Below are 13,758 nucleotides of genomic sequence, written 5' to 3'. Positions count from 1 at the left end.
CAAGACGGCCCCCGCCGCGGAGCAGCGATCCGGCCTCCGCCGCGCCGCCATGGCGCCATGGCTTGGAAGCCCCGCCCCCGCCCCCTATCTTCCCGGCAGGAGTATTGCCATGCCCGATGGTTCCGACCTGCCCCGTTTCCGCGTGACGCCGCGCGCCGCCGCCGAGATCGCCAGCATCGCCGCCCGTCAGGGCCGGCCGGGCGCCGGGCTGCGGGTGTCCGTCAGCGCCGGCGGCTGCTCCGGCTTCCAGTACGGCTTCGACCTGGAGGAGCAGCAGGGCGAGGACGATCTGGTGGTGGAGGTGGCGGGCACCCGCGTCTTCATCGATGCCGTCTCCCTGGACCTGCTAGCCGGCGCCGAGCTGGATTGGCATGAGGCGCTGATCGGCGCCCATTTCACCATCCGCAACCCGCAGGCGGTCTCCGGCTGCGGCTGCGGCGCAAGCTTCGCCGTCGCCTGAGGATTGCCGCACCGGCGCAGGGGCCGCAGCGTCGGGTGCGAAGCCCATGGTTTCCAAAGGCCTTTCAGCCTTCGGTCGGAGAGCTCGAAGGGGGGCGACGCCCCCCTCGACGGGCCGGCCCCGCCGGGCGATGGTGCCGCCATGCCCCGCCTCGCCACCTTCAATGTGAATTCCATCCGCCGCCGGGTCCCGCATCTCAAGCGGTTCCTCGCCCGGCACCAGCCGGACCTGCTCTTCCTGCAGGAGTTGAAATGCAGGACGGAGGAATTCCCCGCGCTCGAGCTGGCCGAGACCGGCTACCGCCTCCATGCCGTCGGCCAGCCCGGCGGCCGCAACGGCGTCGCCGTGCTGGGCCGGGTCCCCTTCGAGGTGACGGCGGAGGCCCTGCCGGGCGAGGCCGCGGACGACCATGCCCGCTTCGTCACGGTGAAGGCGCTGGGCGGGGAGATTGCCGGCCTCTACCTGCCCAACGGCAATTCCGGCGGCGAGGCCGGCTTCGCCTATAAATTGCGCTGGATGGAGCGGCTGGCGGCCTGGGCGGCGGAGCGGCTGGACCATTTCACCCCGGTCGCGCTGCTTGGCGATTTCAATGTCTGCCCGACCGCGGCCGATCTGGCACCGGGCGCCCTGCCGCCCACCGATGCGCTGGTGCGGCCGGAAAGCCGGGCCCGGTTCCGCGCCCTGCTCAACCTCGGCCTGACGGATGCGCTGCGCGCCCTGCACCCGGCGGAGGCGCCCTACACCTACTGGGATTACGGCCCGGCCTTCGACACCAACCGCGGCCTCCGCATCGACCACATCCTGCTCAGCCCCGAATGGGCCGAGCGGCTGAGCGGCTGCGGCGTGGACACCGCGGCGCGGGCGGAGGACCAGCCCAGCGACCACGCCCCGGTCTGGTGCGAGCTGAATTTCGGCTGACGCCGGGGCCCCTCAGCCGCACCAGCTCCGGCGGCGGCACCCGCGCGGGAGCCGGACGCCGCGGCGCCTACCAGCGCCGCCAATACCCGTGGGGCCGGTAGCCATAGGGCCGGTAATAGCCGGGGCCGTAATAGTAGCGCGGGGCCGGCGTCGCAACGACGGCGGGGGGACCGTAATAGCCGCCGGCCGGGTAGACGGCGCAGCCGCCGAGACCGGTCAGCAGCAGCAGCGCGAGAGCCGGCAGAAGCCGAAGCCTGGGCATGCGGGAACTCCTTCCATCCGGGATGGAACACGCTTCTTGCGGCGAAAGCCGGGCGGAAGCGTGGCGAGACCCTGCGCTCCCCAGGCGTTGATCGCGAGGGGTCCAGCCCGGCGGAAGCCGGGTGACGCGGATGACATCATTTGCACAAGGCGGCGCCCAGCCGGGTGCGCCATGGGCATACCCCGGGGAGGACCAGCCAAGGCCGCGCTCCCGGCTGCCATCGCGCCGCCCGCTCCGGGATCGGCGCGACAGCCCTGGCGCCCCTCAGCCGAAGCGGAAGGAGCCCGGCACCGCCACATCCGGTGCGGCGGCGCCCTGCTGCGCCTGCTGCTCCTTCACCTTCGCCTCCACCTGCTTCAGCAGGCCCATGATGGCGTTGCTGAAGGCCGGAAGCTGCATCAGCGGGACGACGAGCTGCCCCGCCGGCACCGGCTTGCCGTCCGCGCCGGTCTGCGCCAGGGTCAGCCGGGCCACGCCGAAATGGACGCTCGCCTCCATGATGCCGTCCGCGAAGATGGTGTTGTCAATGCTCATGCGAATGCTCCGAATCTGGGTTGCCTAGAGCAATATCTGGAGCAACTTATCTCTGGCTTGATGGATCACGGCGCAATCCATCAAACCGGAGGCTGTTCCAGGAGCGCGCTACTGCTCGCGGAAGGCGCGGTTGAAGCTGTCGCGGATCGGCTGGGTCAGGTAGTGGAAGAAGGTGCGCTCGCCGATCCGGATATGCGCCTCCACCGGCATGCCCGGGGTCAGGAAGACATTGGGCAGCCGCTCGATCTGGTCGCGGTCGATGAGGACATAGGCGCGGTAGTATTGCTGCCGCGTCTGCTCGTTTACCGTCACGTCCGCCGCCACCCAGCTCACATGGCCATGCAGGTAGGGCACCAGCCGCTGCTTGAAGGCAGGCAGCCGGATCTCGGCCTGCAGGCCCGGATAGACCACGTCGATATCGTTGGGCTGGACGTTCACCTCGGCCACCAGCCGGTCCTTCTCCGGCACCAGATCCATGATGGGGTCGCCCGGCCGCAGCACGGCGCCCAGGGTGAAGACCCGCAGGTTCACCACCGTGCCGTCGTCGGGCGCCACGATGTCCCGCCGGGTGGCGACGTCGGAGGCGGCGCGCAGCTTCTCCTCCGCCTCGGCCAGCTTGGCGCGGGCGTCGCTCATCTCCGTGCCCACATCCTGCAGCCGCTGGTCGATCACCTGGCGCTGCTGGCTCTCCGCCTCGGCGATCACGGCGGAAGCGCGGGCGATCTGGCCGTTCAGATCCTCGAGCGTGCCCTCGAGGCCCGCCATGCTGCGCTGCACCGCCAGCAGGTCGGGCAGCCGGGCCAAGCCCTGGCGGACCAGGTCGCGGCGCATCGCCTCCTCCTGCTGGATCAGGACGAGCTGGCGCCGCGCCGCCTCGAGCTGCCCGCGGGCGGAGGAGATCACCCCCTGCTGCTGGCGGATGCGGGTCTCGAGCACGGCAAGCTGACTGTCGAGGCTGGTCCGCCGCGCCTCGAACAGGGCGCGCTGGCTGATGACGGCGCCGACCGCGCGCGGCTCGGTATTGGCCAGGAGGTCGGCGGGGAAATCCACCTCCCGCGCTCGGCGCTGCTCGGCCTCCAGCCGGGCGAGCTGGGCCTGGAGGGCCCAGACGGCGGAGCGCTGGGTCTCCAGCGTGCTGTCGGACTGGATCTGGTCCAGCCGCACCAGCACCTGGCCGGCCCGCACCCGGTCGCCGTCGCGCACCAGAATCTCGCGCACGATGCCGCCTTCCAGGTGCTGGATGGTGCGGCGGCTGCCCTCCACCTTCACCACGCCGGGGGCGATCGAGGCCTCGGCCAGCGGGGCGAGCCCCGCCCAGGCGCCGAAGCCGACGACGAAGATCAGGAAGATCGCCAGGCCGAAATAAAGCGGTGCACGGGTGCGCGGCGCCGGCGCGTCCAGCAGCGGATGCGCCGGGAAGGGCGGCAGCGCGCTGCCCGGCTGGGGCTTGGCCAGCGGGGCCAGGGCACGCTTGCCCTGCGGCGCCGGCGGCGGGGGCGGCGGGGCTTCGGTCGTCAGGCTCATCGGGCCGCACTCCCTTCCAGCCGCGCGCCGGCGGGCGGCGGCGGCACCTCGGCCGGGCGGGGCGGCGCCATCAGCCGCTTCAGCACCTCGGCGCGGGGGCCGAACATCTCCATCGCGCCATCCTTCAGCAGCAGCACCTTGTCCACGCCCTGCACCAGGGTCGGGCGGTGGGAGACCAGCACCACGGTGGTGCCCTGGGCCTTCAGCCGTTCCAGCGCCTGGGTCAGCGCCGCCTCGCTGTCGCCGTCGAGGTTGCTGTTCGGCTCATCCAGCACGACCAGCTTCGGCTTGCCGAACATCGCCCGCGCCAGGCCGATGAGCTGGCGCTGGCCGCCCGAGAGATAGAGCCCGCCATCGCCGATCTCGGTCTCGTAGCCATTCGGCAGGCGGAGGATCATCTCATGGCAGCCGGCGAGCTTCGCGGCGTCGAACACCGCCTCCGGCTCGGCTTCCGCCATGCGGGCGATGTTGGCGAAGACGGTGCCGTCGAACAGCTCGACATCCTGCGGCAGGTAGCCGACATGGCGGCCGAAATCCTCCCGCATCCACTGATAGACATCGGCGCCGTCCAGCCGGACGCAGCCGGCCGAGGCGGGCAGCGTGCCGATCAGCAGCCGGATCAGCGTGGTCTTGCCGGCGGCGGAGGGGCCGATGATGGCCAGGCTCTCGCCCGGGGTCAGGGCGAAATTCACCCCCTTGATCATGGCGACGCCCTGGCCGGGGAAGGCGTAGCTGACGCGCTCCACCGCCAGGTGGCCGGTGGGTTCCGGCAAGGGCAGGCCGGGCGGGCGCAGCCGCGGCAGGGCGAGGAAGGTCTGCAGCCGGCGGAAGCTCTGGCGCGCCTGCACCAGCTGCTTCCAGCCGCCGATCATCTGCTCCACCGGCGCCAGCGCCCGGCCCATGATGATGGAGCCGGCGATGGAGGCGCCCGAGGTCAGCTCCTGCTGCAGCACCAGATAGGCGCCGACGCCGAGGATCGCGATCTGCACGCCGAGGCGGAAGAATTTGGTCAGCGCCACCAGGATGGCCGCGCGGTCCGCCGCGCGCTGCTGCGGCACGGTCATGGCGGCGACCGATTCGCGCCAGCGGCCGATGACCGAGGGCAGCATGCCCATGCTGTCGATCACCTCGGCATTGCGGGAAATGCTGTCCGCCCGGCGCTGGGAGGACATGGCGGCGGTGTTCGCCTCCTTCAGCAGCTTCGAGGTGGAGAGCTCGCTGGCCAGGGTCAGGCCGAAGAGGATGACGGCACCGCCGAGGGCGATCCAGCCCATCACCGGGTGGAGCACGAAGATGATGCCGATATAGATCGGCACCCAGGGCACGTCATAGAGCGAGAGCGCGCCGGGCGAGCCGAGATAGCCGCGGCAGATGGCGAGGTCGCGCAGCGCCTCCATCCGGTAGGGGCGGCCGCGCAGCGTCGCCTCGATGGCGCGGACGAAGCCTTCCGGCGCCACGCGGTGCTCCACCCAGGTGGCGATGCGCTGCATCACCTGGCCGCGCACCGCTTCCAGCATGGCCAGTACCATGACGGCGGCGATGGCCAGGATGGAGAGATAGTAGAGCGTGTCGAGGACACGGCTGGCCAGCACCCGGTCGAAGACCTGCATCATGTAGATGGAGGTGGTGACCTGCAGCAGGTTCACCACGCCGCTGAACAGGCCGACCAGGAGGAATTGCTTGCGGCAGGCGGCCAGGGCCCGGCGCAGCGGCGTGTCCGCCGCGTTGGGGTTGGTGCCGAGTCCCGGGAGGGCGAGGTTGGAATGCGACATCGTTCAGCCCCCCTGCCCGTTCGGCCGGGCCAGGCACGCGCCCTGCCGAACGGGCCGCGCGCCACGCTTCGGACGGGGAGACTCCCCTGCCGCCGGTTCCTGCCGCATGCTGTTGCCCATCCTAGTGACCTCGTTCCTGTCCTGCCCTGGCGGCCGCCGCCGCCGGCGGTTCGTCCCTGCCGGCGCCGAAGCGCCCGGCAAGCTATGCATCCGGGCGATCCCGCCGCCTGGCGCTGGCGCCTGCCCCGAAGCCCGCCCGGGACCGACGCCCAGTACCCGGTGCGGCGGAATTGCTTCGGTCCGGGGCCGAATACGCGCCGCCGGGCCGGTTAATTGCAAGCCCCCCGCTCTCAACCCTTAGGCTCTCAACCTGTAGTCATCGCGCCGGACCTGCCCCGGGTTCGTCATGCCCATGACTTGAACCGGGGCCGCCAGTCCCTTCGACGGGCGCCCGCCCACCCGCCCGGACTGTATCCGGGGGCGACGTGAAGATGACACTAGCCCGGGCTTTCCACCCGAATTCTTAACCGGACCGCCGCACACCCCGGCGCATTCGTGAACCGCCAGGAGAGTGCCGCCCCATCGGCCTGGTCGGCCAGGCGCGATACGTGACTTGCCAGACCTTGGCCTGATCGTGATCGTGGCGCATCAACCTTGGCCCGTGGCATCGTGGTAGCAGGCCAAGGTGTCAGTCTGTGGGGGAAGAATGGCTGATAAGTTTCGCGTTACACGCACCTGCCGCGCCTTCCTCATGGCCCAGGTCCTGTGGGGGGCGCTGCCCATGGGGGCGGCGCTCGCCCAGGACCAGGTCCAGGGCCAGGGCCAGAACACCGCCCGCGATGCCGCGCGCGGGGTGACCGTCACCTCGCGCCCGCGGCCGGATTTCGACCCGCTCGGGGTGCGGCTTGGCGGCTTCCGGCTGGACGGCATGGTGGATGTCGGCCCCGGCTTCGACAGCAACCTCTTCGGCCGCCGCAACAACGTGGTCTCGGACGGATTCGTCGATACCGCCGCGGGGGCCCGGCTGCGCAGCGACTGGACGACCCATGCCGTCGGCATCGAGGCGAGCATGCTGAGCCGGCAATATTTCAACAACAGCGACCTGGACTTCCAGGACTGGAACATCCTGGGCTTCGGCCGCTACGACTTCTCCGCCGATACCAATGTGGAGGGGCGCTACCGGCATGCGCGCGAGCACCTGGACGTGTTCAGCACGGAAGTCCAGGGCCTCGGCATCGCCCGCCCGGTCTCCTACGACACGGACGAGGTCTCGGTCACCGGCAATACCCGCTTCAACCGGGTGGGCCTGACCGGCGGCGCGCTGTGGCGCAGCTACCGCTTCGAGAACCAGTCCTTCGCCTCCACCGGCGGCTCGCTCTCCCTGAACGATTTCGACACGGTGATCGGCAGCATCGGCAGCAGCTACACCGTCGCCCCAGGGCGGGCGGTGACGGCGACGGTGCGGCTGCAGGATATCAGCTACACCAACGCCGCCTCCCGCAGCCGGGACAGCTTCACCTGGGAAGCGCTGCTCGGCTTCGACTACGATTTCGACGGGGTGTGGCAGGCCCGCGTCGCGGTGGGCTGGCGGCAGCGGAACTACAACGGGCCGGGGCTGAAGCCGGTGGAGGGGCTGGCGGCGGAAGGCCAGATCACCTGGCTGCCGACGCAGCTTACCACCGTGCGGTTCAACGTGCTGCGCACCATCGAGGAATCCATCCGCGTCGATGCCGTCAGCTACCAGCGGCTGCAGGGCGGCGTGACGGTGGACCACGAGTTCCTGCGCAATGTGATCCTCTCAGGCGATATTCGCGCCGACCGGCGGGAGTACCAGCGGCCGGACCAGAAGGTGACGGATGGGATCCTGACGCTGAGCGCCCGCTGGCTGATCAACCGGAACCTGGAGCTGATCGGCGCCTACAGCTATTCGCAGCGCCTGGAGAAGAGCGCGGGCTATGACGAGTATGACCGTAACCTCTTCCAGGTGCGGCTGCGGGCGTCGCTGTAGGCGGGCTGCGGCCGCGCCCCGGCGCAAGGCCCGTCACGGGCCAGGCTTGGCCTGCGGTTGGCGGCGCTGTCGCCAACCGCTTCCCTGAGGCCGCGATCCGGCCCGCCGGCTTGCGGGACGGACGGCGGCCTCCGGGAGCAGTGCCCGATTAGGGTTGCGCCACCAGCCGGTGGATCGCGCCGTGATCCGCCAGGTCGGAGGCTACTCTAGAGCATTTTCGGTTTACATGCGTTCACCGAAAACGCTCTACGCCGTTGTTTGTAGAGCAGATTCACGCCTTCGGGCGCTGCCGCCCTACGGCGATCTGCTCTAGCGCGGGGTCTCCGGCACCCCCGCCGCGCGCAGCGCCGCCGCCTGGCGCTGCGCCAGCTTCGCCGCCTCGAAGCCCTCGATCATCTCCATGAACAGGCGGTGCCAGTTCATCTCCGCGCGGAGGCGCAGGAAGACGCTGCCGAGGCCGATCGCGGCGCGGTCCATCAGCGGGAATTCCCGCGGCACCTTCACCCCGCCGGTCCGCTTCAGCCCGGCATGCACCTGCGCCGCCACCTTGCGGCCATAGGACATGTCGTCCACTTCCTGGATCGGCCGCACCCGGTCCTGCACCAAGGGTTCGTAAAGGAACTTGGCCCAGAGGCCGAGCACCGCCATCGTCTCCTTCGACAGGTTGCGGAAGCCCCAGATCCGGTAGGCCTCCGCCGCCTTCTCCTCATCGCCGTCGCGCACCGCCTCGTAGAGCAGGATGACGCCGCCGACGAAGCTCGGCGGGAAGACGCGGATGGTGCCGAAATCGAAGAGGTTGATGCCCTGCCGGTCCGGCCGCACCTGGTAGTTCCCCAGATGCGGGTCGCCATGGATGACGCCGTAGCGGTAGAAGGGCAGGTACCAGGCATGGAACAGCGCCTCGGCATAGGCGCGGCGTTCCTCCTGCGGCGGGTTCTCCTCCAGCCGCTTCGCCAGGGCCTGGCCTTCCAGCCAGCTCATGGTCAGCAACCGGGTGGTGCAATAGCCCTCCACCGGCTGCGGCACCGCGACCTTGGGCTGGTCGGCCAGCATCAGGCCATAGAGGCGCTGATGCGCCGCCTCCCGCAGGTAGTCCAGCTCCTCGCGCAGCCGGTCGCGCAGCTCCTGGTACACCTCGCCATTGTCGAGGGTGCTGTCCATGCGCTGGTAGAGGTTCATCGCCAGCTTGAGCTGGCGGAGATCGGCCTCCACCACGCTCGGCATGTCCGGGTACTGCAGCTTGCAGGCCACCGGCGTGCCGTCCGGCAGCTTCGCCCGGTGGACCTGGCCGAGCGAGGCGGCCGCCGCCGCCTCCCGCCCGAACTCGCTGAACCTCGCCTCCCAGCCCGGGCCCAGCTCGCTCTGCATCCGGCGGCGGACGAAGGGCCAGCCCATGGGCGGCGCATTGGCCTGCAGCGTGGCAAGCTGCTCGGCATATTCCTCCGGCAGCGCATCCGGCACGGTGGAGAGGAATTGCGCCACCTTCATCAGCGGGCCCTTCAGCCCGCCAAGGATCGCCTTCAAATCCTCCGCATGCGCCGTCTTGTCGGTCTTCAGGCCGAGGAAGCGCTCCCCGGCCACGCGGGCGGCGATGCCGCCCACGGCGCCGGAGGTGCGGACCATCCGCCGCATCTCCCCGAACAGCGTGCTCTCCCGCTCCCGCCGGTCGCTCATCCCGCGGCTTCCAACTCGTCGATGAAGCCGGAAATCACGTCCAGGCCGCGCTTCCAGAATTGCGGGTCCGAGGCATCAAGGCCGAAGGGCGCCAGCAGCTCCCTGTGCCGCAGCGTGCCGCCGGCCTGCAGCAGCTCCAGATACTTCGCCTCGAAGCCGGGGACCTTGCCGTCGCGATAGACGCCATAGAGCGCGTTCACCAGGCAATCCCCGAAGGCATAGGCATAGACATAGAAGGGCGTGTGCACGAAATGCGGCACATAGGCCCAGTAGACGCCGTAATCCGGGGTGAAGTCGAAGGCGGGGCCGAGGCTCTCGGTCTGCACCTGCATCCACAGCTCGGCAATGCGCTCGGCGGCCAGCTCACCCTTGCGGCGCTCATCGTGCAGCAGGGTCTCGAACCGGTAGAAGGCGATCTGCCGGACCACCGTGTTCAGCATGTCCTCCACCTTGCTCGCCAGCATGGCGCGGCGGCGGCGCGGATCGGTCTCGGCATCCAGCAGGCCGCGGAAGGTCAGCATCTCGCCGAAGACGCTGGCCGTCTCGGCGAGAGTCAGCGGCGTGCCGGAGAGCAGGTAGCCCTGCTCAGCCGCCAGCACCTGGTGGACACCATGGCCCAGCTCATGCGCCAGGGTCATCACGTCCCGCGTCTTGCCGTGGTAGTTCAGCAGCAGATAGGGATGGGCCGAGGGCACGGTGGGGTGGGCGAAGGCGCCGCTCGCCTTGCCCGGGCGCAGCGCCGCATCCACCCAGGGCCGCTCGAAGAAGCGACCGCCGATCTCGGCGAGCGTCGGGCTGAAGGCACGGTAGCTGTCGAGCACCGTGCGCACCGCCTCGCCCCAGGGGATGGTGCGATCCTCCTCGTCCGGCAGCGGGGCGTTGCGATCCCAATGCATCAGCTTCGGCAGGCCCAGCCACTTCGCCTTCATGGCGTAGTAGCGGTGGGAGAGGCGCGGATAGGCCTCCCGCACCGCCGCCACCAGCGCGTCCACCACCTCGTCCTCGACCATGTTGGCACGGTTGCGAGAGGAGCCGGGGCGCGGGTAGCGCCGCCAGGTGTCGATGATCTCCTTGTCCTTCGCCAGGGTGTTGGTGATGAGGGAGAACAGCCGGATGCGGCTGCCGAAGGCCTCCGAGACACCCTTGGCCGCCGCCGCCCGCACCTCGGGGTCGCGGTCCGAGAGCTTGTTCAGCGCCGCCGAGACGGTCAGCTCCTCGACCTCGGCCCCCTTGGCCACCTTCACCGTCATGCCGGCGATGGTCTCGTCGAACAGCCGGTTCCAGGCGGCGCGGCCGGTGACCTCCTTCTCGTGCAGCAGCTTCTCCACCTCGTCGGAAAGCTGGTGCGGGCGGAAGACGCGGAGGTCGCGCAGCCAGGGCCGCCAGCGGGCCAGCGCCGGATCCGCCAGCTTCTTCTCCAGCGCCGACTCCTCCAGCCGGTTCAGCTCCAGCGTGAAGAAGAGCAGGTGGGAGGAGATGGCCGTCACCCGCTCCTGCAGCGTCTGATAGAAGCGGCCATTGGCCGGGTCCTGGGCATCGCCGGCGAAGACGAGCTGCCCGTAGCTCATCGCCCGGCCGAGGATCTCCTCGATCTTTTCATAGGTTGCGATGGCCTCGGCCAGCGCCGTGCCGGACAGGCCGGCGAGCTTCCCGGCATGGCGGGCGGCGAAGGCCTGGCCCTCCGCCTCCGCCCGGTCCAGATCGGCGGCGAGCGCCGGATCCTCGGGCGAGGCGTAGAGGTCGGAAAGATCCCAGCTCGGCAGCCCCGCCTCGCCGCCCGCGCCGGCGGCATCCAGCGGAGCATGCCCAGGGGAGGCCCAGGGGGTGGCAACGGGAGCGGATCCCTGGCCGGCCGCAGCCGCGGCAGGTCGGGGGGCGATGGATGGGGTTTCGGCGTGGGTCACGCCCCTGCATATAAGCCGGGAGAGGGCGCGGCCAAGCCGGGATCGCGCGCCGGACCGGGGACGGCCGCCATCGGGTGGTGTGGGGAGGAGATTGGGATGCAGCAGGCGGCCGCCGCAGGGACGGCGCGGACGGAGGATGCGGCCGAGACCTGGACCAGCCTGCCCTGGATGATGCTGGACCTGGCTCGCCGCCGGCCACAGGCGCCAATGATCCGCTACTGGCGCGGCGGCGCCTGGCGCCGCCTGAGCTGGGGGGAATTCGCCCTGCAGGTCGGCAGTCTGGCGGCTTGGTTCCGGCAGCAGGGCATCATGCCCGGGGACCGGGTGCTGCTGGTCAGCGAAAGCCGACCGGAATGGAACATCGCCGATGTGGCGCTGATGGCGATCGGCGCGGTGACGGTGCCGACCTATGTCACCAACACGGTGGCGGACCATGCGCATGTCATAGCCGATTCCGGGGCACGGACGGCCATCGTCTCCATCCCTTCCCTCGCCGCCCGGCTGGCGGAGGCGGCGGCAGGGCGGCTGGAGCAGCTCCTGCTGCTGGACGCGGAAGGCGCGGCGCCGCCCGGCATCCCGAGCCATCGCTGGGCCGACGCGGTGGCGACCCCGGCCGAGCTGCCCCTGCTGCTGGCAGAGGTGGAGCAGATCCCGCCCGGGCGCCTCGCCTGCCTGATCTACACCTCCGGCACCGGCGGCCTGCCGCGCGGCGTCATGCTGCCGCACCGGGCGGTGCTGGCGAACCGGGCCGGCATCGCCGGCTTCCTGGAACGCCTGCAGGTGGCGGGCACGCCCTACCTCTCCTTCCTCCCCCTCTCCCACGCCTATGAGCATACGGTGGGCTGCTTCCTGCTGCCCTCCTGCGGCATGGAGATCGTCTATTCCCGCGGCGCCGACCGGCTGGCCGCCGAGCTCACGGAAATCCGGCCCACCCTCATCACCGCCGTGCCCCGGCTGTTCGAGCTGCTGCGGGCGCGGATGCTGGCGCAGCTCGAGAAGGAGACGCCCTTCCGCCGGCGGCTGTTCGAGACGGCGCTGGCGCTCGGGCTGCGCAAGCTGGACGGGCCGCCGCTCGGCCCGCTGGAGGCGGTGCAGGACTGGGTGCTGGACCGGCTGGTGCGGAACAAGGTGCGGGCGCGCTTCGGCGGCCGGCTGAAGGCGCTGGTCTCGGGCGGGGCGCGGCTGGACCCGGACCTTTCCGGCTTCTTCCTTGCCCTCGGCCTGCCCCTGCTGCAGGGCTACGGCCAGTCCGAGGCGGGGCCGGTGATCAGCGTGAACCTGCCCTGGGACAATGTCCGCCACACGGTCGGCAAGCCGCTGGACGGGGTGCAGGCGCGCATCGCCGAGGATGGCGAGCTGCTGATCCGCGGCCCGCTGGTGATGGACGGCTACTGGGGCAATGCGGAGGCCACCGCCGCCGCGCTGCGGCCCGGCCCGGATGACGGGACCTGGCTGCACACCGGCGACGTGGCGCATCTGGAGGAAGGCCGCATCGTCATCACCGACCGCAAGCGGGACTTCATCAAGACTCTCGGCGGCGACATGGTGAGCCCGGCCAAGGTCGAAGGCCTGCTGATGGCGGAGCCGGAGATCGCCCAGGCGGTGGTGGCGGGCGAGGGCCAGGCCGGCATCGTTGCCTTGGTGGTGCCGGCGGAGGGCATGGCGGACAAGGCCGGCGCCGCCATCGCCCGGGTGAACGCCAAGCTCTCCCCCATCGAGCGCATCCGCCGCTGGTGCGCCGCACCCGCCCCCTTCTCGGTGGAGAACGGGCTGCTGACGCCGACCATGAAGGTGAAGCGGCGCGCGGTGCTGGAACGCTATGCCGGGGAGATCGGGGCGCTGCATCGCTGAAGCGCCCCGCGTCGGCAGCCATGGGCGCCTGCTTCAGGCGCCCGCGCTGACCCCTTCCAGCGCCCTCCCCGCCGGCGCGCCGTGCGCGGCGAGGTCGCCGAGGGAGAGGATGCCGACCAGCCGCTTGTCGCGGTTCATCACCGGCAGGCGCCGCAGCTGGAGCCGCGCCATGTTCTCCGCGGCCTGGCCGAGGGTTTCATCCTCGAAGACGTAGCGCAGCTCCGGCGACATCACCTCCCGCACCTTGGTCCGGGCCGGGTCGCGGCCCTCCGCGACGAGGCGCAGCGCCAGGTCGCGGTCGGTCACCATGCCGACGAGCCGGTCGCCCTCCCGCACCGGCAGGGCCCCCGCATCCTCGCCGGCCATCAGCTTCGCCGCCTGCTGCGCCGTATCCTCCGGCGTCACCGTCCGCACCTCGGTGGTCATCGCGTCGCGGACGCGGCCCTGCTGCTGGCGGCGCTGCGCCTGCTCCAGCGGGGCCAGGCCGGCATCGGCGAATTGCCGCGTCGCGCGCAGCAGTGCCGTGCTGCCCTGCGCCAGGGCGCTGAAGGTGGCGCGGAGGTAGCGGCGTTGCAGCTCCACCATCGCGGCCGGCCCGTTGCTCCGCAGCATCTCCTGCGTCAGGCGCAGCTGGGTGGCGATCAGGCCCTCCATGGCCTCCTGCATCGCCCGGCGGCTGTCCTGCAGGCTGCGGCCATCCGGCATCGCCATCAGGTGGCGCAGCCCCTGCGCCGACTCCTCCGCCATGGCGGCGAGGCCGACCCCGGCCTCCCGCGTCTCCGCCGCGGCGTCCTGCGGCACGCGGCGGGCGTCCGCGGCGGCCCCTGCCGGCCCGGGGTCGCCGGCCGCAG

The 13,758-nt window shown here is 71.0% G+C and carries 11 protein-coding genes; 4 read left to right on the top strand and 7 right to left on the bottom strand.

The window, feature by feature from the left end; translation table 11 throughout:
- Positions 1-109 precede the first annotated feature (109 nt).
- Positions 110-460: a HesB/IscA family protein gene (locus tag NJ376_RS26895; RefSeq protein WP_252956440.1), complete on the top strand. Its 351-nt coding sequence runs from the start codon at positions 110-112 to the stop codon at positions 458-460.
- A gap of 141 nt (positions 461-601) precedes the next feature.
- A complete protein-coding gene (gene xth, locus NJ376_RS26890; RefSeq protein WP_252956439.1) occupies positions 602-1,378 on the top strand; it encodes an exodeoxyribonuclease III in 777 nt (258 codons plus the stop codon).
- Between the two features lie 67 nt (positions 1,379-1,445).
- Here xth and NJ376_RS26885 read toward each other — a convergent pair whose 3' ends face one another.
- The 4 genes from NJ376_RS26885 to NJ376_RS26870 all read right to left on the bottom strand — a co-directional run bounded on the left by NJ376_RS26885 (position 1,446) and on the right by NJ376_RS26870 (position 5,470).
- A complete protein-coding gene (locus NJ376_RS26885) occupies positions 1,446-1,640 on the bottom strand; it encodes a hypothetical protein (protein WP_252956438.1) in 195 nt (64 codons plus the stop codon).
- 264 nt (positions 1,641-1,904) lie between these two features.
- Positions 1,905-2,174 (bottom strand): hypothetical protein, encoded by a 270-nt coding sequence (locus NJ376_RS26880; RefSeq protein ID WP_252956437.1) that lies wholly within the window; start codon positions 2,172-2,174, stop codon positions 1,905-1,907.
- A 108-nt stretch (positions 2,175-2,282) separates the two neighbouring features.
- On the bottom strand, positions 2,283-3,698 hold the full coding sequence (locus NJ376_RS26875) for an HlyD family type I secretion periplasmic adaptor subunit (RefSeq protein ID WP_252956436.1): 1,416 nt from the start codon (positions 3,696-3,698) through the stop codon (positions 2,283-2,285).
- Positions 3,695-5,470 carry a type I secretion system permease/ATPase gene (locus NJ376_RS26870; RefSeq protein WP_252956435.1) on the bottom strand — a complete coding sequence of 592 codons (1,776 nt, stop codon included), beginning with the start codon at positions 5,468-5,470 and terminating at the stop codon, positions 3,695-3,697. Before NJ376_RS26870 ends, NJ376_RS26875 begins: the two co-directional genes overlap by 4 nt.
- Positions 5,471-6,176: 706 nt before the next feature.
- Between NJ376_RS26870 and NJ376_RS26865 the strand changes: the two genes are divergently transcribed.
- On the top strand, positions 6,177-7,478 hold the full coding sequence (locus NJ376_RS26865; protein ID WP_252956434.1) for an outer membrane beta-barrel protein: 1,302 nt from the start codon (positions 6,177-6,179) through the stop codon (positions 7,476-7,478).
- Between the two features lie 309 nt (positions 7,479-7,787).
- Here NJ376_RS26865 and NJ376_RS26860 read toward each other — a convergent pair whose 3' ends face one another.
- Positions 7,788-9,152, bottom strand: coding sequence for an ABC1 kinase family protein (locus NJ376_RS26860; protein ID WP_252956433.1), 1,365 nt, complete (start codon positions 9,150-9,152; stop codon positions 7,788-7,790).
- Complete coding sequence (locus tag NJ376_RS26855) at positions 9,149-10,948, bottom strand: M3 family oligoendopeptidase (protein WP_252956441.1); 1,800 nt, start codon at positions 10,946-10,948, stop codon at positions 9,149-9,151. The genes NJ376_RS26860 and NJ376_RS26855 overlap by 4 nt, the downstream gene beginning before the upstream one ends.
- A 204-nt stretch (positions 10,949-11,152) precedes the next feature.
- Between NJ376_RS26855 and NJ376_RS26850 the strand changes: the two genes are divergently transcribed.
- The gene (locus NJ376_RS26850; protein WP_252956432.1) at positions 11,153-12,907 is read left to right on the top strand and encodes an AMP-dependent synthetase/ligase; all 1,755 of its coding nucleotides are present in this window, start codon (positions 11,153-11,155) and stop codon (positions 12,905-12,907) included.
- Between the two features lie 33 nt (positions 12,908-12,940).
- Here NJ376_RS26850 and NJ376_RS26845 read toward each other — a convergent pair.
- The coding region (locus tag NJ376_RS26845; RefSeq protein WP_252956431.1) for a CBS domain-containing protein at positions 12,941-13,758 on the bottom strand (818 nt) is incomplete at its 5' end.

Source organism: Siccirubricoccus soli (assembly GCF_024178315.1).
In the GTDB taxonomy this organism is placed as follows: domain Bacteria; phylum Pseudomonadota; class Alphaproteobacteria; order Acetobacterales; family Acetobacteraceae; genus Siccirubricoccus; species Siccirubricoccus soli.
This window is presented reverse-complemented; position numbering and strand designations above follow the sequence as displayed.

Coding starts and splice junctions, on each gene's coding strand:
- NJ376_RS26885 (WP_252956438.1), bottom strand. CDS start 1,640: ATGCCCAGGCTTCGGCTTCTGCCGGCTCTCGCGCTGCTGCTGCTGACC.
- NJ376_RS26850 (WP_252956432.1), top strand. CDS start 11,153: ATGCAGCAGGCGGCCGCCGCAGGGACGGCGCGGACGGAGGATGCGGCC.
- NJ376_RS26880 (WP_252956437.1), bottom strand. CDS start 2,174: ATGAGCATTGACAACACCATCTTCGCGGACGGCATCATGGAGGCGAGC.
- NJ376_RS26875 (WP_252956436.1), bottom strand. CDS start 3,698: ATGAGCCTGACGACCGAAGCCCCGCCGCCCCCGCCGCCGGCGCCGCAG.
- xth (WP_252956439.1), top strand. CDS start 602: ATGCCCCGCCTCGCCACCTTCAATGTGAATTCCATCCGCCGCCGGGTC.
- NJ376_RS26860 (WP_252956433.1), bottom strand. CDS start 9,152: ATGAGCGACCGGCGGGAGCGGGAGAGCACGCTGTTCGGGGAGATGCGG.
- NJ376_RS26865 (WP_252956434.1), top strand. CDS start 6,177: ATGGCTGATAAGTTTCGCGTTACACGCACCTGCCGCGCCTTCCTCATG.
- NJ376_RS26870 (WP_252956435.1), bottom strand. CDS start 5,470: ATGTCGCATTCCAACCTCGCCCTCCCGGGACTCGGCACCAACCCCAAC.
- NJ376_RS26895 (WP_252956440.1), top strand. CDS start 110: ATGCCCGATGGTTCCGACCTGCCCCGTTTCCGCGTGACGCCGCGCGCC.